The sequence below is a fragment of the Amorphus orientalis genome (assembly GCF_030814015.1).
In the GTDB taxonomy this organism is placed as follows: Bacteria; Pseudomonadota; Alphaproteobacteria; order Rhizobiales; family Amorphaceae; genus Amorphus; species Amorphus orientalis.
The window spans coordinates 955,215-977,819 of the sequence record NZ_JAUSUL010000001.1; the positions used below are offsets into that span (position 1 = coordinate 955,215).

The following is a 22,605-nucleotide window of genomic DNA, read 5'->3' on the forward strand; positions in this document are numbered from 1 at the left end:
GGTCCGGCGGCACGTCGCGCCCTGTCATTGAAGGTTCATGGTCGGCAACCTAGGATAGATGTCCGGGGCAGGATGCCAGCATAGTAGCGGTTCGGACGGCAGTGCGGATGATCGGCCCATTTCCGTGGGAAGGGGGCCGTGGACCATTTCAAGCTGACGAGCTGGAACATCGAGCACGCCGACAAGCTGATCGATGACCTCGAGGCGGAGAACGAGGACGACCGGCGCAAAGCCGAAGCGCGCCGCGACGCCATTCGCGACGAAATCGCCGCCCTTGAGGCCGACATCCTTCTGGTCTCCGAAGGTCCGAATGGCGAGGCGCGGGCGAGCCGGTTCTTCGCCGATGTTGCGCCCGACTACGATCTGGTCGTGCGCGGTTCAGAGGACCGCCGCGACTACGGAATGAGGGGGACCGACGCGACCACGGGCCGGCAATGGATCTGGTTCCTGATCCGCAACGGCACGGCGATCGAAGGAAGCCTGCTCCATCTGGACCGATGGCAGGATCTGACCGAGGCGAATTCTGGCGGGGAGCATGCCAACGGCCGCTGGGACGTCTCGTTTCCGAAATTCGTTACGGACCACGTCGCCTTCGATATCGACCGGAACCACTCCCACTGGCGGCATCCGCAGGTGTTGCTGGCGTCGGTGAACGGTGAACGGCTGGAAATCATCGGGGCGCATCTGAAGAGCAAGTTCACACGCCTGCGCCCGCGAGGAGATCCCACAGACGAGGATTTCTTCTCCCAGAACCCCCGTCTGGTCGCGGACCTGATCAAGGCCCGGACCAAGATCACGACCGAGTGCGCCGACATCCGCCACTATATCGATCACCGGTTCAACACCGATGCCAACGCCGCGATGATCGTCGCCGGGGATCTCAACGACGGTCCCGGCAAGGAGCGGATCGAGCGTCGCTTTCTGTATCACGACCTTCTCAGCACATTGCAGGGAGAGGTCTTCTTCGCCCGGCGCTTTCTCAACCACGCGCTCTTCGATGCGCCGGAAGGCGAGCGCTGGTCGGTCTTCTTTCATGACAGGCTCGATCCCGGGCGTGATCCGAAGATCCTCCTGGACCACATCCTGTTCAGCCAGTCCTTCACCAACAATCCGCAGGTCGAGAATTTCGCCTACAAGGCACGAACGGGGGGCGGGCTGGTCGAGCACGAGGTCCATCACGCGATTACCGGGACGCGGCCCAAATACGCCATGACCAGCGACCACAAGCCGGTGTCGATGCACTTTGATCTGCGGGATGCCGCGGAGCGGCCGGCCGGTGACGCCGGCGGGTAAACCGGTAGGGCGGCGGAACGATCGGCCGGAAACGCCGTTCCGTTGGCACGCAATCCGCGCCGACGAGGAGGTCCGCAATGTATGATCCGCGACGCACGTTCCGCGATGCCCGAGACACGGTGTCCGATGGGGGCCGCTATCTCTGGGACCACACGCCGGAGTTCCCGATGCCGTCCCGCTGGCGCGGCAGAGATGGACCGCGTTTCGATCGCTCCGATGCAGGGCTCGCGCTGCTCGGGCTCGGCGTCGCCGCTGTGGTGGCCGGGTGCGCCTGGTACGTGGCGTCTTCGGAGCCGCGGCGTCAGCGCGTCCGCCGCGCCGCTCTTCGTTCTTTGGAAGGCATCGGCGTCCGCAAATCCGAGGACGACGATGACGAGTCCCAGGTTATCAAGAAGGGACCGGCGAGCCTGAAATAGGGGGCAGGGTCACCTTCAAACCGGCTTTGCGCGGGATGGGGTTGTCCCCCGTCCCGCGTCCCAATCTCGGGCCGGCCGACCGATGGCCCCGTCAGCCGTCCTGGCGCACGACGGTGTTGCGCAGCACACCGATCCGGTCGAACTCCAGCTCCACCACATCGCCGTCCGACAGGAAGGTGAAGTGCTCCAGTCCGCAGCCGTTGTTGACGGTACCGGATCCGAACACTTCGCCCGCATGCAGCGTCTCGTCGCGGGACACGAACGCGATCATCTCCTCGAACGAATGCAGCATGGCCGAGCAGTCGTCCGACATGACGCTCTCGCCGTTGATGCGCACGCTCGCCTTCAGTGTCTTCACGTCCGGGATTTCGTCCTTCGTCACCAGGAAGGGCCCGAGCGCGTTGCCGGCGTCGAAGCTCTTGCCCTTCGCCGGGCCGAGCATGCCGCCCATCTCGACGATCTGGGCGTCACGGGCAGAGAAATCGTTGAAGATAGTGTAGCCGAAGATGTGCTCGCCGGCCCGTTCGACCGGGATGTCCTTGCCGCCCTTGGACAGCACCATCGCGAGCTCAATCTCGTGGTCCATGTAGGACGAGTAGCGCGGCCAGCGCACGGTGGTCTCCGGTCCGACGACGCTGAACCGGTTGGTGATGTAGTAGATCGGCTGGTTGCGGTAGACCGCCGGCACGTCGCCGGGCTCGACGTCCGGGATCGGCTTGCCCTCGAGCGCGGCGACGAGCTTCTTCATGCCGACAGGGGCCTGAACGATGTGCGCCGGGAAAACTGAGAAATCGCGAAACTGGGGCGGCACCGGGATCGGGGCGAGCAGGGTCACGTCCGCGAGCGGGATAAGGTGATCGCCGCTGCGTTCGGCCTCCGCCAGAAACAAGCGCGCCGTCTCCAGCGCGCCGTCTCCCGCTTCGATCAAGGCGAGCATCGACGCGAAGCGCGGGTCGCCGCCGCTCGCCGCGGTGAAGTCGACCAGCTTGTCGCCATCACCGGTGACGGCGCCGATCTTGCGGGTTCCGACGATCTCAAAGGTTGCCAGTTTCATGCGGATCAATCCTTCAGCACGGCGACGGGGCGGCACCAGCCGGCGCTTGCCGCTTTGATTTTGACGGGAAAGCAGATCACCTCGAAGCCGGACGAGGGAAGCGTCTCCAGATTGGCGAGCTTCTCCATGTGGCAATAGCCGTGGACCATCCCGGCGCGATGTCCTTCCCAGATCAGGGAGGCGTCGCCGGTCTCCGCGACCTTCTGGGCGGTGTAGGTGAACGGCGCGTCCCAGCTCCACGCGTCGGTGCCGGTCACCTTCACGCCGCGGTCGGTCAGATAGAGGGTCGCGTCACGTCCCATCCCGCAGCCGGTCCCGACATAGTCCGTCTCGCCATAGCGGTCGCCGGCGGCGGTGTTGACCAGCACGATGTCGCGCTCTTTCAGGTCATGGCCGATGCGCTTCAGCTCGGCCTCGACGTCGGCGGCGGTGGCCACGTAGCCATTCTCGAAATGGCGGAAATCGAGTTTTACGCCGCGGCCCCAGCACCATTCCAGCGGCACCTCGTCGATGGTGATCGCCCGCTGACCGCCGTCCATGGTGGAGTGGTAGTGATAGGGGGCGTCGATATGGGTCCCGTTGTGGGTGGAAATCGATACCTGCTCCACCGCCCAGCCTTCGCCGCCGGGAAGCTGGTCGCGGGTCACGCCGGGGAAGAAAGACAGAAGCTGATCGGCGGTCTGCTCGTGGCCGAAATAGTCGATCCGCGGGCCGAGACCCGGCGGGTCGGCGTACTCGGTGTTCTCCAGCGGGCGGGCGAGGTCGACGAGGCGCATGGGGGGTCTCCGGTTCGGGTCGGCTATCCGCCGAGGATGGCCAGGACAATCGGCGGAAACAGGATCACGAGCACGAGCACGGCGGCCATGATCAGGGCGAAGGGGGCCGCCCCCTTGAAGACATCGCCGAGTCCGATGCCGCTGTCCTTGAGCGTGGACTGCACAACGAACACCGACAGGCCGAGCGGGGGCGTCAGCAGGCCGATTTCCACGGCCAGCACGGTGACGAGGCCGAGATGGATCGGGTCGATGCCGAGCTGCTGGGTGATCGGGAAGGCAAGCGGCACCGTGACCAGCATGATCGACGACGAATCCAGGATGGTGCCGAGAACGATCAGAAGCCCTGCGAACAGGAACAGGAAGCCGATCGGGCCGACCCCGGATGCGGTCGCGAATTCGGTGAGGGAGGCCGGGACGCCCGAAAAGGAGAGCATCCGGCCGTAGATCGAGGCGCCGATGATCAGGAACGACACCGCGGCGGTGATGTGTCCGGTCTGTACGGCGATCCGCCAGAAGCCGGTGGCGTTCACGCGCCGCAGCGCGAGGGTCAACGCCAGCGCGAGCAGGGCACCCACGGCGCCGGCCTCCGTGGGCGTGAAGAAGCCGGTGTAGATGCCACCGAGCACGACGGCCGCGAGCCCCAGGACCGGCGCCAGCATGCGGAAATGGCTGCGCCCGGACGGAGCAGATGCGGCGGCGGCCGGTTTTTCGAAGAGGGAGGGGCGGAACCGGCCGAGGATCAGCAGGAAGGCACAGTAAGCGAGGGCCAGAAGGAGGCCGGGACCGACCCCGCCCAGAAACAGGTCGCCGATGGAGGAATCGGTCAGGACGGCGAACAGGATCAGGAGCAGGCTCGGCGGGATCAGCATGCCCAGAACCGAGGAGCCGGCCACCACGCCGACGGCAATCGATCTCGCGTAGCCGGCGGCCATCATCTCCGGCACGGCGACCTTGGCGAAGACGGCCGCGGAGGCGATGGAGATGCCGGTGATCGCCGCGAAGACGGCATTGGAAAGCACCGTCGCGATACCGAGCCCGCCGCGCACGTTGCGTGTCATCGCGCTGATGGCGGTGAAGGTGTCGCGTCCGAGGCCGCTTTCGGAGACGGCGATCCCCATCAGCACGAAGAGCGGCACCACGCCGAACGTGTAGCTGGCGATGCTCTCCGTCGCGGCGAGCGCGACGAAGGAGAAGGCGAGCTTGAGCTTGCCGGTAATCGCCCACACGCCGAACAGCGACACCGTGGAGAGCGCGATGGCGACATGGACGCCGGAATAGATCGCGACGACGATCGCGATCAGCGACAGGTAGCCGATCGTTAGCGGATCCACGGCGGCCTACTCCGGATGCCGCAGGCGCCGGGCAGCGATCAGCGCGGACAGAAGGAACGACAGCGACAGCAGCACCGAGCCGGCCACGATGATGGCCAGGAAGGGCCAGACGGGGAGGGTGAAGTGGCCCGACACCCCCTCCATCTCGCCGCGCTCGAAGGCCCGGACCACCTTGGGCCAGACCGCCCAGGCAAGTGCGGCGGTAAAGCCGAGGCCGATCAACTGGGCGACCAGATCGAAGCCGGCCGCAATACGCGGGCGCGATTTCGCGATGAGGGTCAGGAGACCGTCGGAGCGGATCATCTGACCCTTCCAGTGGGTGTGTGCGACCTGAAGGAAGACGATGCCCACGATGGAATACTTGACCATCTCCGGTACACCCGCGATGGGGCTTAGAAAGGCGTTCCGCCCGACCACGTCGGCCACGATCAGCACCATCAGGAGCAGGATCCAGGTGGTGGCGACGACGTTGGTCAGGGACATGACCAGACCGAGGAGCCGGACGAGTGCCGGCTCCCGTGTGTCCATTGTGGTGGGGGCGGACGCCATTCCGGGACCGGCCTAGTTCTGGGTCCAGTCGCGCGGCAGCTCGGCCCCGCCGGCGCGCAGCTTGTCGAGATAGGTTTCGACCACGACGGTGCCGGCCAGGCCCTTGTCCTCCTGCTCCTTCGCCCATTCCATGGGGATGTTGGGCAGCGCGTTGGCCCACTCCGCCTGGGCCTCGGGCGAGAGTTCGGAAATCTCCGCGCCGTTTTCCTCCATAGAGGTGAAGGCGGCCTGCACGCGCTGCTCCAAGCCGGCGCGGTATGCCTTGGCGAAGGCCTCGACGCCGGTGTCGATGGCGGCCTTCACCTCGTCGGGCAGGCCGTCGTACCAGTCCTTGTTGGCGACGATGCCGCCGGCATACTGGGCGCCGAAATGGGTCCGGGTCACGTACTTGGCCACCTCTTGCAGCTTGGCGGCTGCAGCGGCCGTCGGAAACACGATGACGCCCTCGGTTACACCGGTCTGAAGGTCGTTGTAGTAGGTGGTCAGGTTGCCGGAAACGCCAACGGCGCCGGTGCCCTTCAGCCAGTTAACGGCCGGTCCGGGGGCATTGATCTTGCGGCCTTCCAGATCCGCGATGGAGTCCACCGGGAACTGGGTCATCAGGAGATAGTCCTCCAGCCCGAAGCCGCCGCCGAGATAGACCAGATCGTGCTCCTCCCAAAGCTTGCGCATGTCGGGGATCTCGTCGTGCATGTCGTCGACCGAGGTCAGCACGAGGTCCACGTCCGGTGAACCGAACGGCGTGACGTAGGAGACGTTCTGCAGGGACAGGAGCGACGGCTCGAACAGGCTCGGAACGATCCCGATCTGGGCGAGCCCGTCCTCCAGGGCCTCCAGCTCGCCGCCAACATTGGCCAGCGTGCCGCCATAGGCCTCCATCCAGTCGATGTCGTAGTCGGTGCCTTCGAGCGCCTGGTCGACGGCCGGGATGAAGGCTTCGCTCAGCGTCTTCACCCACAGGAAGACCGGCGGATGGCCGTTGACCACGGTTGCGTCGATCGTTTCGGCATGGGCAGGGCCGGCGGCGGCGGTGGCGAGCATGGCGGAGACGGCCGCGCCGCCGAGAAGCGAGCGTAATGACATCAGATCCTCCCGTGTCGGTCCGTTCGACGGGCCGAGCCGGCCGTCCTGGACCCCTGTTCGCGCATCCTTGCCAGACTCGGCGCGCACGCCTTTCATGGCCACAGGCCACTCGGCTTGATAAATTTATCTGAACGTACGTATAAATTGTCAAGCGTGGAAAACAGGCGAGGACAGTCGGGCGTGACGAAGACGCGGACCGGCCGGGCAGACGATGCTTCCGACGTCAGGGAGGTCGGCCCGGCCAAGGAAGATGGACGGCTTCTGCGCGGCGAGGCAACGCGCGAGCGGGTGCTGGATGCGGCCGAGCGCCTGTTCGCCGACCAGGGCTTCGATGCGGTCTCGATCCGCCAGATCGCCCAGGAAGCCGGCGTGACCCTCGGCGTCGTCGGGTTTCACGGCGGGGCAAAACTCGACCTCTTCCGGACCATCCTCGCGCGCCGGGTGGAGATGCTGTCTTCGGTGCGGCTGAAAGCGCTCGACGGGATCGACGCGCGGCGGGAACCGGCCACGCTTCACGAACTCGTCGACGCCTATATCGGGCCCTATATCGAGTTTGCAGCCGAGGGCGACCCGCAGTGGAATGCCTATGCGCGGCTGATCGCACGCACTGTCAGCGACGACCGCTGGTACCCGCAGGTGCGCGACTTCTACGATCCCGTGGCCCGTCGGTACATCGACGCGATCGCGCGGCTCTATCCGTCGGCCGACCGGGAGACGATTGCCGCGGCGCTGGTGATGTCGGTGGCGTGCATGCTGTCGGTGGTGGCCTCGACCGCCCGGATCGCGGGCCTGTCCCAGGCGGAGGCCGCCGATCTGCCGACCGGGGCGCCGGACGTACGGGCCTACAAATCGGTGCTGATCGATTTCTGCGCCGGCGGCATCGAGCGGGCGATCACGTCCGCCTGAGCACCTCCGTCTCGCCGCTTGCGCTTCGCGGTTGAAATGCGGCAAGTTCCGCCGGGCTCAGCCGGTTCAATCAAGAAGATCGAGTATGACCAAGTTCCTTTCCCTACACGATGCCATTGCGCAGAACGTTCACGACGGGGACGTCGTCGCGTTCGAGGGGTTCACCCACCTAATTCCGATCGCCGCGGGCCACGAGGCGATCCGCCAGGGCATCAAGGACCTGACCGTGGTCCGCATGACGCCCGACATCATCTACGACCAGATGATCGGCATGGGCATGGTGAAGAAGGCGATCTTCTCCTATGCCGGCAATCCGGGCGTGGGGCTTCTGCGCCGGATGCGGGATGCCGTCGAGAACGCCTGGCCGCGCCCGCTGGAGATCGAGGAACACAGCCACGCCGCCATGGCGAACGCCTACGAGGCCGGTGCTGCCGGCCTGCCCTGCGCGATCTTCCGCGGCTACAAGGGTGCCGATCTCGCGAACGTCAACCCGAATATCAGGTCGGTGACCTGCCCCTTTACCGGGGAAGAGCTCGCCGCGGTTCCGGCCATCCGTCCGGACGTGTCCGTCATCCATGCCCAGAAGGCCGACGCCAAGGGCAACGTCCTCGTCGAAGGCATCGTCGGTATCCAGAAGGAAGCCGTGCTCGCCGCAAAGCGCGCCGTCGTCACCGTGGAAGAGGTCGTCGACGATCTGGAGTGCGGGCCGAACGCCTGCGTGCTGCCGGACTGGACCATCGCCGCGATCGCCGTCGTGCCGGGTGGGGCGCATCCGTCCTATACCCAGGGCTATTACGACCGGGACAACTCCACCTATCTGGAATGGGACAAGGTGTCGGCGGACCGCGAGGCCTTCCAGACCTGGATCGAGGACAATGTGCTCGACGTCGGACCGGACGTCTTTGCCCAGCGCATCGAGAATTTGAGGAGCGCCGCATGAGCGATCTCGGTTTCACCCCCGACGAAATCATGACCATTGCGGCGGCCCGCGCGCTGACCAACGACGACGTCTGCTTCGTCGGCATCGGCGCACCGTCCGCCGCCTGCAACGTGGCCCGGCTGACCCACGCGCCGGACATCACGCTGATCTACGAATCCGGAACCATCGGCACGGCGCCCGACGTGCTGCCACTGTCCATCGGCGACGGCGAGCTGTGCGAGACGGCGGTGACCACGGTCGCGGTGCCGGAGATGTTCCGATACTGGCTGCAGGGCGGGCGGATCTCGATCGGCTTTCTGGGTGCGGCCCAGCTCGACCGGTTCGGCAACATCAACACCACCGTGATCGGCGACTACAACAAGCCGAAGGTGCGGCTGCCGGGCGGCGGCGGGGCGCCGGAGATCGCGTCGTCGTGCGGTGAGATCTACATCACCATGAAGCAGTCCCTGCGCGGCATGGTGGAGAAGATCGATTTCTTCACCTCGTTCGGCCACGGCGAAGGCGGCGATCACCGCCAGCGTCTCGGCATCACCACCAAGGGGCCGACCCGTCTGATCACCGACCTCGCCATGTGGAAGCCGGATCCGGAGACGAAGGAGTTCACCGTGGTGTCGCTGCATCCGGGCGTCACCCGTGACGACGTCCAGGCGACCTGCGGATGGACCGTGAAATTCGCCGACGATCTGGAAGAGACCCCGCGGCCGACGGAGCTGGAGCTGACGACGCTGCGGGACCTCAAGGCGCGCACCGAGGCGGCGCATTCGGGCGGACGCAAGCCGAAGGCCGCATGACGCGCGTGAGTGGAGCGGCGGTGGTGTCCCGATGACGAAAAAACCGCCGCCCATTCCGAAGCTCGACAAGACCAGCTACCGCCACCAGCTCCATGCGCTACAGATCGAGCTGGTGAAGCTGCAGCGCCACTTCATCCGCTGCGACGACAAGATCCTGGTGATCGTTGAAGGCCGGGACACGGCCGGCAAGGATGGGGTGATCAAGCGGATCACCGAGCACCTGAGCCCGCGCGAGACCCGCACCGTCGCGCTCGGCAAACCCTCAGATAGGGACCGCTCCGCCTGGTACTTCCAGCGCTACGTGCCGCATCTTCCGGCGGCGCAGGAGTTCGTCCTGTTCAACCGGAGCTGGTACAATCGCGCCGGCGTCGAGCGGGTCATGGGGTTCTGCAGCGAAGGCGAGTATCAGGAGTTCATGGAAACGGTGCTCGAATTCGAGCACATGCTGGTCCGCTCCGGCATCAAGCTGATGAAATACTATCTCGACATCAGTTTGCCGGAGCAGCTGGAGCGGCTTGAGGCGCGGCGGACCGATCCGCTGAAACAGTGGAAGGTCTCGCCGATCGACGAGACTGCCGCCGAGCATTGGGACGCCTACAGCACCGCCCGCAACGAGATGCTGGCCCGCACCCACAATCCGATCACGCCGTGGACGATCGTACGCGCCGACGTGAAGCGTCAGGCACGGGTCAACCTGATCGCGGACCTGCTCTCCCGGCTGGACTACGCCGAGAAGGACCCGGGCGTTCTTGCGATCGATCCCACCATCGTTTTCGACTTCAAACCGCGGTTCATTTCGTCGGGGCTGATTGCGCCCTGAGATCCGGCCCGAGGCTCGCGCGATGGCACGAAACAACGGGTCGGTGCGTTGCCCAGCACCCGGAATGCGTCGTCTGCATCACGCAAGACGGTCCAGACTCGAATCCTGTTCCATGTTATTGCTGATTGTTATTGCCCCTTGTTTTTCAGGGGGATAAAGACATTCGCCGGTCGCGCTGAGATCGCTTTGTTAGGCGGCAAAAAAAGTGCGGTGAACGGCGGTTTCGATTGGTCGGATGGTTGGCGAATGCGGTTGCGTGCTGGTCTTGTAAAAACCGGACTTCTCGTTGCCCTTGGGGCGTTCTCAGTTTCTTCCGTTGGGGCACAGGAGGTCGGGCAGATCCGGTCCGACTCCCGGTTTGCCGTGCGCGACGCGCTCCTGCAGGCCGCTGGCTACGGCGATCGGTCGCTGATCGCCAGCGTGGTGGAAAATGCGCGGCTGACGCCGGACCGGGCGGATCTGATCGCCACGACGGCGACCGGGTTGCGTCCGGACCTGGCCGAGCGGATCCGCCGGGCTGCAACGGTCGGGCGCGATCTGGCTGCAACCTCCGCGGGCGGCGCGGCCGGCGCCACGGGCGCAACAAACGGCCCGCTTGCCAATCCCACGCCCTATCCCGGCGGCAACCCGAACATCCCGATTGCCTCGCTGAGCGAGTATCAGCGCAACTATGGCCTGGAGGCCATCCACGCCGACGCGGCGCTGGCCAAGGGGCTGACGGGCAAGGGGGTGATTGTCGGTGTGATCGATACCGGCATCGACGTGCGCCCGGACGGCAGCATTCATCCGGAATTCGAGGGGCGTCTTGACCCACGGTCCACGAGCTTCCTGTATTGGTTCAATCGGGATCTGGTGTGCCAGTCCAATGACCTCTCTCTCTGCCCGACCTTTTCCGAGGACGAGGTCGTCGATGCTTTCGATCAGGGTCCGACGGACTCGATGGATCAGCAGAACCACGGCACCCATGTGTCCGGCATCATCGGCGCAGGACAGAACGGGTTCGGCATGCAGGGCGTCGCGCCGGACGCGAAGATCCTGGCGGTCAAGGCGATCAGCCAAGGCTATAATGTCGTCCTTGACGACGGAGAATCCGTCGCAACCTACCAGCTCGAACGCTGCGGTCTGGCCATTGCCAACGATGACTGCGATCCGATCGGGGGCGACCAGGGCGAGCCGACCAAGGCGTTCAACTATCTCGCCCAGTTTCCCGATGTGAAGGTGATCAACGGCAGTTTCGGGCCCAACGCCCCGGATGGTTCGGTGAGTTGGGATCTTGGCGATGCGGAAGACCAGGAGGCTCTGCTGGAAGACGCGCGTGCGGTGCGCTCCAGCCTCGATGCGGGCCAGATCATCGTCATGGCCGCGGGCAACTCCCGTCTGGAAGCTCCGGTGATGTCGGAGAGCCCGAACGGGATCGGCCTCTATCCTTTCATTCAGCCGGCGAACCAGAATGCTCGTAACTCGGCCGGCGCGCTGATCTATGACGATCACGGGACGGGACTGGACCTGTCCTTCACGTCGCCGGCGGGGCTTGCTGCGGCGGAAGCGGCGGACGGCAAGGCGCGCGGCCGGATCGTGGTGGTGGTGGCGCTGGACGCCTACAACAACCTCGCGAGCTACTCGCAGATGTGCGGTGCGGCCAAGGAGTGGTGCGTGTCGGCTCCCGGCGGTGACCAGGTCGCGCCTTACTTCCCCGACAGCGGCCTGCCCGGCGATCGCGGGATCCTGTCCACGATCCCGAAGAACAACTATGCCTTCGAGTCCGGCACGTCGATGGCGTCTCCGAACGTTGCGGGTGCGATTGCGGTTCTGATCGAGGCGTATCCGACGTTCACGCCGGCTGAGATCGTGCACATCCTGTTCACGACGGCGGAGGATCTGGGCGCGCCTGGCGTGGACGCGGTGTTCGGCTGGGGGCTTGTGCGCCTGGACCGGGCGCTGTCGGTGGGTCCGATCGGCATGACCGGAACGGGCACGTATACGGTCGGCGCGTCGGGCGGCGACACGCGCTGGCTGGTGGACTTCACCAGCGACGGCAGCCTGGATAAGCAGGGCTCCGGCACGCTGACGGTCGCGAGCAAGGCGACGTTCCGGCAGGCCTCGGCGGTGGACGGGGGCACGCTGGCCGTTGGCGGCACGCTGACCACGCCGCGGCTTGCGGTGAACCAGGGCGGCCGGCTGTCGGGCACGGGCTCCGTTGTGGCGGACGTGACGGTCGCCGGCGAGCTTGCGCCGGGCGCCTCGCCGGGCACCCTGAGCGTGACGGGCGACCTGACGCTGACGGAGACGGCGACGACGACGATCGAGGTTGACGGGACCGGGACGGGCAGCGGCGCGGGCAATTACGACCGGATCATCGTCAACGGGTCGGGCTCGGTCTTTACGGCGGGCGGCACGCTGGCGCCGGTGCTGCGCGGGATCTCCGGATCGGCGACCAACAGCTTCACGCCGTCGGTGGGCCAGCAGTTCGCGGTCGTGCAGGTGCCGTCGGGCACGGTGACGGGCTCGTTCTCGGGGGTACGGCAGCCGGCGTCGGGGCTTCCGGCGGGAACGCGGTTCGACGTGCTCTACTATCCGAGCGTGCTGACGCTGGCGGCGACGCCGGCGAGCTACGCCAACCTTGCGGCCCTCGGGATCGGTCAGACGGGGAACGAGCGGGCGTTCGGGTCGGCGCTGGACGCGGCGCGTCCGGCGGCGGGCGTGCGGCCGTCTGCGGCGACGAACGAGCTGTTCAACACGCTCTACGCGGCGAGCGAGGCGGATCTGGCAGCGGGCTTCTCCAGCCTGACGGGTCAGCTTCACGCGGAGATGGGCACGACGGCGGTTCGCTCGGTTGGCCGGTTCGCGGAGACGATCGGGTCGCGTCAGCTGGGTCTGATGGCGGACTGGCTGACGGCGCAGTCGGCACCCTATGGCGAGGGCCAGGCGTGGGTCGAGGCGGAGACGACGCTGACGGACGTGGGCGCGTCCGGCGGTGTGTCGGGCTACGATGCGCGCTCGACGAACGTGGCGTTCGGCGTGGATCACCGGGTGAGCGCGCGGGTCGCGCTCGGCTTCGCGGCGGCCTACGAGTATGCGGACGTGTCGTCGGATGCTCACGGGTCGGGCGACGTGACGACGTATCAGGCGGGTCTCTACGGGACGTTCGATGCGGGCGTGGTGGCGCTGGCGGCCCGCGGCGGCCTGAGCTACGGGGACCTGTCGACGAGCCGGACGACGGCGCTCCGCGGCTACGGGGCGACGGCAAGCGCGGACGGCCACGGGTTCGGCGGGTTTGCGGAGGCGACCGCGTTCCGGGCGTTCGAGACGCCGGTGGTGACGGTGACCCCGTCGGCGACGCTGGGCTACCGGGCGTTCGGGCGGGACGCGATGACCGAGAGCGGCAGCGTGTTCGCGCTGTCGGTCCCGAGCGAGACGTTCTCCGAGACCCAGACGACGCTCGCGGTGGCCCTGTCACGGCGGTTCGCGCTGGGCAACGGGTTCGTGCTGGAGCCGGTGCTGAGCGCCGGGTGGCGGCACGACTACGCGGATGTGGCGCAGACGTCGGACCTCGGCATCCTCGGGGCGTCCTACGACGTGGCCGGAGCGGACGTGGGCCGGGACGCGTTCCTGGGCGAGGTGACCATGACGGCGCTGAAGGGCGACCGCTTCGCTCTCGGCGCCTCCTGGCAGGCGGAGCTCCGCGACAACCTCACCGCCCACACCTTCCAGGCAGAGGCCAGCTTCCGCTTCTGAGAAGGTCAGAGCATTCCGGGAAGACAGGAGCGGCTCCGGGACACTCCCGGGGCCGTTTTTCGTAGGTGGGGCCGGCTGCGGTGGCGAATGCCGGGTCAGGCGGCAGTGTCCACCCGCGGCGCGAGAGCGGCCACCGCCTTGCGGCATTCCTCGGGAAAGAGATGAGCGGGAACGGGGCGGGCGAAGTGATAGCCCTGGAACAGGCGGCAGCCCACATCCATCAGGGCGGCGAGTTCCTCGGCCCGCTCCACGCCTTCCGCCACGAGCTGGATACCGAGGCCGCGCGACAGGGTGGCGATCGACGTGCAGATCGCATGCAACCGCTGATCCCGGTCGACATCCTGCACGAACATCCGGTCGATCTTCATCTCGTCGAAATTGAAGTTCGCGACGTAGCGCATGTTCGAATAGTCGGCACCGAAATCGTCCAGGGAGATACCGACGCCGCGGTCGCGGAGCTGGCCTATCGACTGTTCCACATGGGGCAGGTCCGTGAGCAGGACGCTCTCGGTAATTTCGATCTTGATATCCGCGTGGCGGATTCCGGCCGACCCGACAGCGTGATCGATCTTATGGACCAGATCAGGATCTCTGAACTGCTCGGCGGAGAGGTTGATGGAGATACGTGGCGCCTCATGGCCGCCGGCCTTCCAGGTGCGGATCTGGTTGCAGGCTGCGTTGAATGTAAACTCGCCGAGTTGAATGATAAGTCCGCTCTCTTCGGCGATGGCAATGAAATCGGACGGCGGGATGTTGCCAAGTTGCGGATGTCGCCACCTGATGAGGGCTTCGGCCGCGACCACGCTGGAGAGCTCGGCGTCGACGATCGGCTGATAGTGGAGCTCGAATTCGCCCCGTTTCAACGCCTGACGGAGGTCCTGATCCAGCATGAAGCGGCGTCGCGCGGTGTCGTTCGAGACCTCGGAGAAATAGGAGACGGCGGCTCCCGTGTTGAAGTTCTGGACCGTTGCGGCCGAGAGAGCGGCGCTGAGGAGCTCGGCCGCCTGGGCTGCGTGCTCCGGGAAGCAGGCGACGCCGATACTGATCTTCGGATAGTACAGGCTTCGACCGTACCGGATGGGGGCGGTCAGATGACCGTGCAGCGCCTCGAGATGCCGGTGGAGCGCGGCCGGGTCGGCCAGCGGCATGGCGAACTTGAAGGTCGCGGAACTCGTCCTGCCGAGAGCGCTTGCCCCGGCATGCTCCTGCAGCCGCTCGGCGAGTGTCAGGATAACGCGGTTCGTCGCCTCGAAACTCATGAGCGTTTCGATTTCCGCGAAATTGCTGATGCGAACGCAAACGCCCGCGATAGGGTCGCCCTTCGCGATCAGCGACTCCACCTGCTCGATCAGTTCCGGGCGGCGGCCCAGCATGCTGACGGGGTCGAAATGTGTCAGCCGCTTGAGCGCAGTGTCGAGGTCGCGGATGGTGACGTCGGTGTCGCGCATCAGCGCGCCAGCTTCATCTTCGAATTCCCGCGGCAGTTCTGGGAGTGCACGTCGCGTCCGATAGTCTCCCAGCGCTTTCGAGGCCGCCATGATGGGCGCGAGAAGCTGGTTGAGGACGAACAACGTGATTGCGGTACCGACCAACGTCGCCGCAAGGACAACGAATACGATCGGTGCCAGCGCGCGCCAGCTCCCTTCCTGATTGATTGCGAAATAGAGGATCAGGACGATCAGCGGCACGTGAATGCCGAAAAAGGTCACCACGAGGATCTTGCCCGAGTAATTCAGGAAGCGAATTCGGGACAACAGGGCATAGAGATGCATGACGCTATCGATTGTCCGGGAGGGCGGGTGTGAACCCTGATTGTACGACGAAGGGAAGTTCTTGCGGAGCGGACGATCCTACAGCGTCAAGCTTCCCCCGAGGTTGCAAACCGCAGGGTTGGCGTTGGTCGTCCGGTGCGCGCATCGGCGGGTCCCTCGCGATGGGCGACCGGCCCGTATCTTGCTAGTTCGGTATACCTATTGTCTATCGCCGGAAAATCGACCGTATCCGGACAAGTCTCCGTGATATGTGTACGACGACCGGGCCTCAAAGACCGGAAGGGACCTTCATGCTTCGCGCGATCCTCGTTCTTGCTGCTCTGTCTGTGCTCAGCGTTCCCGTGGCTGCCCACACGGGGGCGACCGGGACATCGGGTTTGGCTGTCGGGTTCTCCCATCCGCTCGGCGGTCTTGATCATGTTCTTGCGATGGTTGCGGTCGGGTTGCTCGCCGTCGGGCAGGGGGGACGGTGGACCTGGGCCCTGCCGGCGGCCTTCGTCGGGATGATGGTTCTGGGCGGGGTTGCAGGCATGGCCGGCGCGCCGATGCCGGCGGTGGAACTCGGTATCCAGGGCTCCGCCGTCGTTCTCGGACTGGCGATCGCGGCAGGCAACCGCTGCCCTGGGCCGCTGGCGCTTGTCCTGGTTGCCGGTCTGGCGCTGTTCCATGGACATGCGCACGGGACCGAGATGCCGGCTGCGATTGCGGCCGTCGAATACGGGATTGGATTCGCGGTTGCGACGTTGTTGCTGCACGGTGCAGGGCTCGGGCTCGGAGCCGTTCCGCGTTTGTTGGGGCGGGAGTTCGCGCGTCCTGCCGGGGCAGTCGGCGGTCTGGCGATCGCGGCTCTGGGACTGACCGTCCTCATAGGCTAAGCCGGGCGGCAACCGGCCTGCCCTGTGCGCGCGCGTTGCGTTCACAGAACCTGAATGAGGCGTCGACACGCGCCGTTGACCACTTCGTCGAAGCAGAGGCGACAAGCTGGTCATCGGTGCTATGGTTCTGGAACTCGAACAATCTGCGAGCGTTCTCAGCACTTGGGCTGGTGTCGGAATGATGTCGCGCGAAGCCGAAACGTTACCTGCCGAGACAGCGCTTGGCGGCGAAACCGCCGAGCGCCGGCTTCAGCATGCGCTCAACGAGAATCTTGCCGGGCGGATCCATCCGATCGCTGCGCTGCTCGGCCCAGCGGCGATTCTGACGATCGGACTGGTTCTGGGCGAAGCAGTCGCAACTCTCGGATATCGGCTCGTTCTTCTGGCGAGCGTGGCGGTTGCCGCGCTCGAAGTCTATGTTGCCGTCCGGTTCAGACGCAGCCCGACGAGGTTGCATCGCCCGGCCTACTGGCGTCGCATCTTCCTGGCTGTGGCAATGGTCGGCGGCATCGTGTGGGGGGCCGCCGGTGTCCTTCTCTTCGTTCCGGAGAATCAGAGCGGGCCCGTCGGATTCATCGTGCCCCTGCTCCTGGCGGCGGTGTGCGGTGCCTATGTCGCCTGGCGATCGGCGTCCCCAATTGCCGTCGTCGTGTTCGTTACCCTCGCGCTCGGGCCGCTGGTCGCGATGCTCGCATTGTCCGGCTCCAGCGAAAGCCTGGCGCTTGCCGGCATGTTGTGTCTCTACGCGGCCGGGCTGGGGGCTTTCTGTCTCAACAATCACCGCGTGCTGGTCGAGGCGATAACGCTTCGGCTGGATCGCGATCTTGAGCACGCGAGACTGCGCGAAAGTGCGACAACACTGGCTCGGATTGCCGAAAATCTGCCGGACGCAATCTTCCAGGCGGTGGTTCCGCCGGGGAGTGACGGATATCTGAGCTATGTGAGCGGCAGTCTGATCCAGCTGCTCGCTTTGCCTCCGGACCACGCGCCTCGGTCAGTACGCAGCATCATTGGCAGGATCGACCCGCGCGACCGGGAACGCGTTCGCAGCGGAGTCCGGAAACGGGTTGCGGATGGCCAGGTGTGGAACGACGAGTTTCGGGTCCAGCATCCAGAAAAGGGGCTGATCTGGATCGAGTCACATGCTTCCGCCGAAACCCATCCGGATGGCAGCAGGGTCTGGTACGGCTCCATGCGCGAGACGACGGAGCGCCGTCAGCTTGTCGACCGCATCCGCGTGCAGGCGGCCGCAATGGCCACCGCCGATACCGGGATTGTGATCGTCGACTCCCGGCTTGAGGAAAAACCTATCATTTACGCGAACCGGGCCTTCGAGGAGATCGTCGGCCATACCTGCGAAGGGGATCTCTCCTGCAGCCTGTTCGAGTTCGTGGCGCGGTCGCCGGAAGATCAGGGCGCCACCGAATTGCGGGACGCTCTCAGGCGGGACGAACCTGTCTCCATGCGGGTGCAGTTCAACCGACGGTCCGGAGATCCCTTCTGGGCGGAAGTGACGGTCTCGGCGGTGGTCGGGATCGACGGAGACCGGACCTATCAGACCGTCATCATCGCGGACGTCTCCGAACGTCTTCGCATCGAGGCCGAACTCAAGGCAAGCGAAGCCAGATACCGGTCAATCGTGGAGGATCAGGTCGAACTGATCTGCCGGTTCAAGCCCGATACCACGCTGACCTACGTGAACCCGGCCTATGCCACGTCGTTCGGACGTACCAGCGACGACCTCCTCGGCCGTCCTTTCATCGCCTTCCTGCCGGCGTCGGACAGGCCACGGGCACTGGAACATCTCAGCCGGATCACTCCACAGAGGCCTCTGCGTTCGTTCGAGTATCGCGTGACGCGCCCGGATGGCGAAGTGCGCTGGCAGGAGTGGACGGACCGGGGGATCTTCGACGAGACCGGCGAGCTCATCGAGTTCCAGTCGATCGGACGCGACATCACCGATCGCAAGAAGATCGAAGCCCAGCTGCGCGACAGTGAAGCGCGCTATCGTTCGATCGTCGAGCAGCACCTGGACATGATCGTCCGCTTCAAGCCGGACACCCTGGTCACGTTCGCCAACGAGGTCTACTGCCGGCATGTCGGCGTGCCGATGAGCGAGATCGTCGGCTTCCGCTTTCTGGACTATGTCCCAGACGACGAAAAGGAGGCGGTGCTCGCTCACTACAACGGCTTTACCTTGGCCGAGCCGTGGAAATCCTTCGAGCACCACGTGGTGCTTCCCGATGGCCGCCGCCGGCTTCATCGCTGGACTGACAGGGCGGTGTTCGACGACGACGGAAACGTCGTGGAGATCCAGTCGATCGGGCGCGACGTGACCGAGGACAAGGCCCGCCAGGAGCGTATCCGCCTGCTGGCGGCCGTCTTCGAAGCGACCCGCGACGGTGTCTTCGTCATCGACGATCGCTGGCGGATCATTACTGTCAACGAAGCCTTCGCCCGCATCACGCAATACGAGCAGGGAGAGGTGGCTGGGCGGGACCTGCGCCGGCTGCCGGCCATTGCGGCGTCGCGGAAGCTGCTTCCGGCGATCGTCGGATCGGTTCGCTCGAAGGGGTTCTGGAAGGGCGAGGTATGGGGCTGCCGCAAGAACGGCGACCGCGTTCCGCTGTTGTGCTCCATCAACGCGCTCATCGGCGATGACGGTCAAATCGTGAACTATGTCGGTGTCTTCACCGACATCACCCGTCTCAAGGAAACCGAACGCCGGCTCGTCGATCTGGCCAACAACGATGAGCTGACCGGGCTTCCCAACCGGCGCAAGTTCGTTGCCGACCTCGATGCGGCCATGCGCGACGCCTCCCAGAGCGACGAGGGGCTCGCCGTTCACTACCTCGACCTGGATGACTTCAAGTACGTGAACGACACCTACGGGCACGATATCGGCGACCGGCTCCTGACCGCCGTCGCCGGGCGGCTCCAGTCCGCGCTGCGGACCACTGATCTCGTCTCGCGCTTCGGAGGCGACGAGTTCCTGATCCTGCAGCCCAACGTGCGCTCGAAACTGCAGGCCTCGGTCCTTGCCGAGCGGGTGCGCTCCTGCTTCGAGACCCCTGTCGAGATCGAACCCGGCCGGGAGATCTTCATCCAGACATCCGTCGGCATCAGCCGCTTCCCGGGCGACGGAGAGAGCGCGCTCGAGCTGATCGGCCATGCCGACGCGGCGGCCTATCAGGCGAAGCGGGAGGGCAAGGGGTCCTATCAGTTCTATGAGGGCTCGCTCACGCTCGCCTCGGCTCAGCGCCTCGAGGTCCAGGCCAACATTCGAGGCGCCCTCAGCCGCCGCGAGTTCGACGTCTACTATCAGCCGGTCGTCAACCTGTCCGGCCGCGTCGCCGGGACGGAAGCGCTGGTGCGTTGGCACAGGCCGGCCCAGGGGATCGTCCTGCCGGACGCGTTCATACCCATCGCGGAAGAGACCGGGCTGATCTTCGAGATCGACCGCCTGGTCCTGTTCGAGGCCTGTCGCCGCGCCAAGCTCTGGCAGACCCAGATGCTTCAGCCGGGTATCGTCTCGGTGAACCTCTCACCTCGGGAACTCATCGTCGACGAGACGGAGACCACGATCCGTTCGGCGCTGGAGTATTCAGGCCTTCCCCCGAGCAATCTGGAAATCGAGGTGACGGAAAGCGCCTTGACCGATTCCGGCGATCGCGGGAGCCGGCTTCTGAAACGGCTCAAGGAGAGCCTGGGCGTGAAGATCGCCATCGACGATTTCGGCAAGGGGGCGTCGTCGCTCGGACGACTTCACGAAATGCCGGTCGACAAGATCAAGATCGACCGCTCGTTCGTCTCCTTCGTCGACGAGTCCGTCGAGAAACAGGCGATCTGCGAGTTGATTGCCGTGCTGGGCCAGAAGCTCGGGCTGACCGTCCAGGGCGAAGGCATCGAGCGGCCGGAGGAACTGGAGGTCCTCAAGACCATGGGCTGCTCCCAGTTCCAGGGGTACCTGTTCGGCAAGCCGATGCCGGCAGACGACATGGAAGTCTATCTGCGCGCTGACCTCGCCGCCAACGACGTGGTCCAGTCCCCGACCGGGTGACTCTTTTCCCTCTTCGTCCAGGTGGAAGGTCGGAGACGGTTATTCGGCCGCACGCCGGCCGGCCTCGACGGAGGTGCGGAGGGCGGCGATGTTCTCGCCGTAGACGGTCGGCTGCGCGGCCGTGCCGCCCTTGAACACGGCGGATCCGGCGACCAGGACATCCGCCCCAGCCGCAAAGGCGTCCGGCGCGGTCTCCGGCGTGATGCCGCCGTCCACCTCGATGTGGATGGGACGGTCGCCGATCATCGAGCGCAGTTCGGCGATCTTCGGAAGCATCGCGGAAATGAAGCTCTGCCCGCCGAAGCCCGGGTTCACCGTCATCACGCATACCAGGTCGATCCGGTCGAGCACATGGACGATTGCGCTGGCCGGCGTGGCCGGATTGAGCGCCACGCCCGTGCGGCACCCGGCGGCCCGCACGGCTTGAAGCGTGCGGTCTAGATGCGGCCCGGCTTCGGCGTGCACGGTGATGACGTCGGCACCGGCGTCGGCGAAGGCCGAGATGTAGGGATCGACCGGAGCGATCATGAGATGCACGTCCATCACCGTGCGTACGTGGGGGCGAAGCGCCTTCACCACGGGCGGTCCGAACGTGATGTTCGGGACGAAGTGCCCGTCCATGACATCAAGGTGGACCCAGTCGCAGCCCTGATCCTCGATCGCCCGGCATTCGGCCCCGAGTTCCGCAAAGTTGGCACTGAGGATCGACGGTGCGATCTTGAGAGAGCGATCGAAGCGCATGGCGTGGTCTCGTTTCTGGCACCGCCGGTATCGAGAAGCGTGCGCCAGCCGGTCGGGCAGGCGTTGCAGGTTCGGCGAGCCGGGCCGTTTGTCCGGAAAGTGCGGTGTCCGACGGTTCAATTCAAGTCGGTGGCGACAATCGCCGGTGGATTGCGCTGCGGAAACCAGCTGGTCGCCGAAGACGTTGTCCAGTCGGCTGGTGTCTGCTCGATCGATTCGCTGGTCGGACAGTTTCTTTTCGCATGCCGAAAAGTAGATGGTTCGTAATCGGTATTTCAGTTCGGCAGAGATCCCGAATTCTTTCTATCTGAGGTCGCTTAACTCGGAATATTCACATGCGGTGAGAGATTGACGGATCGCGAACAATGGTGTCTTTACTGGCAAAATTCAAAACAGGAGGATTGTGAATGAGCGCGGGCAACCGTCTACTCCCGACTTCTCTGGTCGGATCCTATGCGATGCCGGACTGGCTGATCGACAAGGCCAAGCTCGCCGGTCGGTTTCCGCCGCGCACGCGGGCTGCCGAGCTGTGGCGGATCGCGCCGGAATTTCTGGAGGAGGCGCAGAACGACGCCACGCTGATCGCCATCCGCGACCAGGAGAGGGCCGGTCTCGACATCATCACCGACGGTGAGATGCGCAGGGAAAGCTATTCGAACAGGTTCGCCACGGCGCTCGAGGGCGTCGATATCGACAATCCGGGAACGGCCCTGGACCGGTCCGGACATCCCAACCCCGTTCCGCGTGTCGTCGGCAAGGTGCGGCGCAAGCATGCGGTCGAGGTCGAGGACGTGAAGTTCCTGCGCGCCAACACGGACCGCCGGGTCAAGATCACCGTGCCCGGCCCGTTCACCATGTCCCAGCAGGCCCAGAACGATTTCTACGAGTCGGAAGCGGAAATGGCGATGGACTACGCCGCAGCCGTCAACGAGGAGATCAGGGACCTCTTCGCGGCCGGTGCCGACATCGTCCAGATCGACGAGCCCTATATGCAGGCGCGTCCGGAGAAGGCGGAAGAGTACGGCCTCGAGGCGCTCAACGCCGCTCTGGCCGGAGTGAAGGGGGAGACGGCCGTCCACATCTGCTTCGGCTATGCGGCCATCATCCATGCCCGCCCGGAAGGCTATTCCTTCCTGCCCCAGTTCTCCGGCTGCAGCTGCAATGCCGTGTCGATCGAGACGGCCCAGTCGAACCTGGACACGTCGGTTCTCGAAACGCTGCCGGACAAGACCATCATCCTCGGCGTGCTCGACCTGTCCGATCCGGAAATCGAGACACCGGAGAAGGTTGCCGAGCGCATCCGCCGCGGGTTGGAGCATCATCCGGCGGAGAAGATCGTCGTGGCGCCGGATTGCGGCCTGAAGTACCTGCCGCGCGACGTCGCCTTCGGCAAGATGAAGGCGATGGCCGACGGCGCGGCGATCGTGCGCGCCGAGCTCCAGTAGGCTCTGAAACGGAGACCC

17 protein-coding genes are annotated in these 22,605 nt (G+C 65.4%); 10 read left to right on the forward strand and 7 right to left on the reverse strand.

Features of this window, described 5'->3' with window-relative positions; all coding sequences use genetic code 11:
• The first annotated feature begins 138 nt into the window (after nt 1-138).
• On the forward strand, nt 139-1,293 hold the full coding sequence (locus J2S73_RS04310; protein WP_306884191.1) for an exonuclease/endonuclease/phosphatase family protein: 1,155 nt from the start codon (nt 139-141) through the stop codon (nt 1,291-1,293).
• A 77-nt stretch (nt 1,294-1,370) separates the two neighbouring features.
• Complete coding sequence (locus J2S73_RS04315; protein ID WP_306884192.1) at nt 1,371-1,709, forward strand: hypothetical protein; 339 nt, start codon at nt 1,371-1,373, stop codon at nt 1,707-1,709.
• 91 nt (nt 1,710-1,800) lie between these two features.
• Here the strand turns inward: J2S73_RS04315 and J2S73_RS04320 are convergent, their stop codons facing one another.
• The 5 genes from J2S73_RS04320 to J2S73_RS04340 are packed head-to-tail and all read right to left on the reverse strand — an operon-like array spanning nt 1,801 to nt 6,502.
• A complete protein-coding gene (locus J2S73_RS04320; protein WP_306884193.1) occupies nt 1,801-2,763 on the reverse strand; it encodes a fumarylacetoacetate hydrolase family protein in 963 nt (320 codons plus the stop codon).
• A gap of 5 nt (nt 2,764-2,768) precedes the next feature.
• Complete coding sequence (locus J2S73_RS04325; protein WP_306884194.1) at nt 2,769-3,539, reverse strand: cyclase family protein; 771 nt, start codon at nt 3,537-3,539, stop codon at nt 2,769-2,771.
• Between the two features lie 23 nt (nt 3,540-3,562).
• The gene (locus J2S73_RS04330) at nt 3,563-4,870 is read right to left on the reverse strand and encodes a TRAP transporter large permease (RefSeq protein WP_306884195.1); all 1,308 of its coding nucleotides are present in this window, start codon (nt 4,868-4,870) and stop codon (nt 3,563-3,565) included.
• Between the two features lie 6 nt (nt 4,871-4,876).
• On the reverse strand, nt 4,877-5,419 hold the full coding sequence (locus J2S73_RS04335) for a TRAP transporter small permease subunit (protein WP_306884196.1): 543 nt from the start codon (nt 5,417-5,419) through the stop codon (nt 4,877-4,879).
• Nucleotides 5,420-5,431: 12 nt separating this feature from the next.
• Nucleotides 5,432-6,502: a C4-dicarboxylate TRAP transporter substrate-binding protein gene (locus tag J2S73_RS04340; RefSeq protein WP_306884197.1), complete on the reverse strand. Its 1,071-nt coding sequence runs from the start codon at nt 6,500-6,502 to the stop codon at nt 5,432-5,434.
• A 180-nt stretch (nt 6,503-6,682) separates the two neighbouring features.
• Here J2S73_RS04340 and J2S73_RS04345 point away from each other — a divergent pair, with 180 nt between their 5' ends.
• The 5 genes from J2S73_RS04345 to J2S73_RS04365 all read left to right on the forward strand — a co-directional run bounded on the left by J2S73_RS04345 (nt 6,683) and on the right by J2S73_RS04365 (nt 13,694).
• Nucleotides 6,683-7,408: a TetR/AcrR family transcriptional regulator gene (locus J2S73_RS04345; RefSeq protein WP_306884198.1), complete on the forward strand. Its 726-nt coding sequence runs from the start codon at nt 6,683-6,685 to the stop codon at nt 7,406-7,408.
• An 85-nt stretch (nt 7,409-7,493) separates the two neighbouring features.
• On the forward strand, nt 7,494-8,348 hold the full coding sequence (locus J2S73_RS04350) for a CoA transferase subunit A (RefSeq protein ID WP_306884199.1): 855 nt from the start codon (nt 7,494-7,496) through the stop codon (nt 8,346-8,348).
• Entirely contained in the window at nt 8,345-9,139 is a 795-nt protein-coding gene (locus tag J2S73_RS04355; RefSeq protein ID WP_306884200.1) for a CoA-transferase subunit beta, read from the forward strand. The genes J2S73_RS04350 and J2S73_RS04355 overlap by 4 nt, the downstream gene beginning before the upstream one ends.
• Before the next feature lie 31 nt (nt 9,140-9,170).
• Nucleotides 9,171-9,959: a polyphosphate kinase 2 gene (gene ppk2 / locus J2S73_RS04360; protein ID WP_306884201.1), complete on the forward strand. Its 789-nt coding sequence runs from the start codon at nt 9,171-9,173 to the stop codon at nt 9,957-9,959.
• A 363-nt stretch (nt 9,960-10,322) separates the two neighbouring features.
• On the forward strand, nt 10,323-13,694 hold the full coding sequence (locus J2S73_RS04365) for a S8 family serine peptidase (protein ID WP_306884202.1): 3,372 nt from the start codon (nt 10,323-10,325) through the stop codon (nt 13,692-13,694).
• Nucleotides 13,695-13,789: 95 nt separating this feature from the next.
• Here J2S73_RS04365 and J2S73_RS04370 read toward each other — a convergent pair whose 3' ends face one another.
• Nucleotides 13,790-15,466, reverse strand: a complete 1,677-nt coding sequence (locus J2S73_RS04370) for a putative bifunctional diguanylate cyclase/phosphodiesterase (RefSeq protein ID WP_306884203.1) — start codon at nt 15,464-15,466, stop codon at nt 13,790-13,792.
• Nucleotides 15,467-15,756: 290 nt separating this feature from the next.
• Between J2S73_RS04370 and J2S73_RS04375 the strand changes: the two genes are divergently transcribed.
• Complete coding sequence (locus J2S73_RS04375; protein ID WP_306884204.1) at nt 15,757-16,341, forward strand: HupE/UreJ family protein; 585 nt, start codon at nt 15,757-15,759, stop codon at nt 16,339-16,341.
• Nucleotides 16,342-16,519: 178 nt separating this feature from the next.
• Nucleotides 16,520-20,401 (forward strand): PAS domain S-box protein, encoded by a 3,882-nt coding sequence (locus J2S73_RS04380; RefSeq protein WP_306884205.1) that lies wholly within the window; start codon nt 16,520-16,522, stop codon nt 20,399-20,401.
• Between the two features lie 39 nt (nt 20,402-20,440).
• Here the strand turns inward: J2S73_RS04380 and rpe are convergent, their stop codons facing one another.
• Nucleotides 20,441-21,142 carry a ribulose-phosphate 3-epimerase gene (gene rpe / locus J2S73_RS04385; RefSeq protein ID WP_306884206.1) on the reverse strand — a complete coding sequence of 234 codons (702 nt, stop codon included), beginning with the start codon at nt 21,140-21,142 and terminating at the stop codon, nt 20,441-20,443.
• Nucleotides 21,143-21,549: 407 nt separating this feature from the next.
• Here rpe and J2S73_RS04390 point away from each other — a divergent pair, with 407 nt between their 5' ends.
• A complete protein-coding gene (locus tag J2S73_RS04390) occupies nt 21,550-22,587 on the forward strand; it encodes a uroporphyrinogen decarboxylase family protein (RefSeq protein ID WP_306884207.1) in 1,038 nt (345 codons plus the stop codon).
• Nucleotides 22,588-22,605 lie beyond the last annotated feature (18 nt).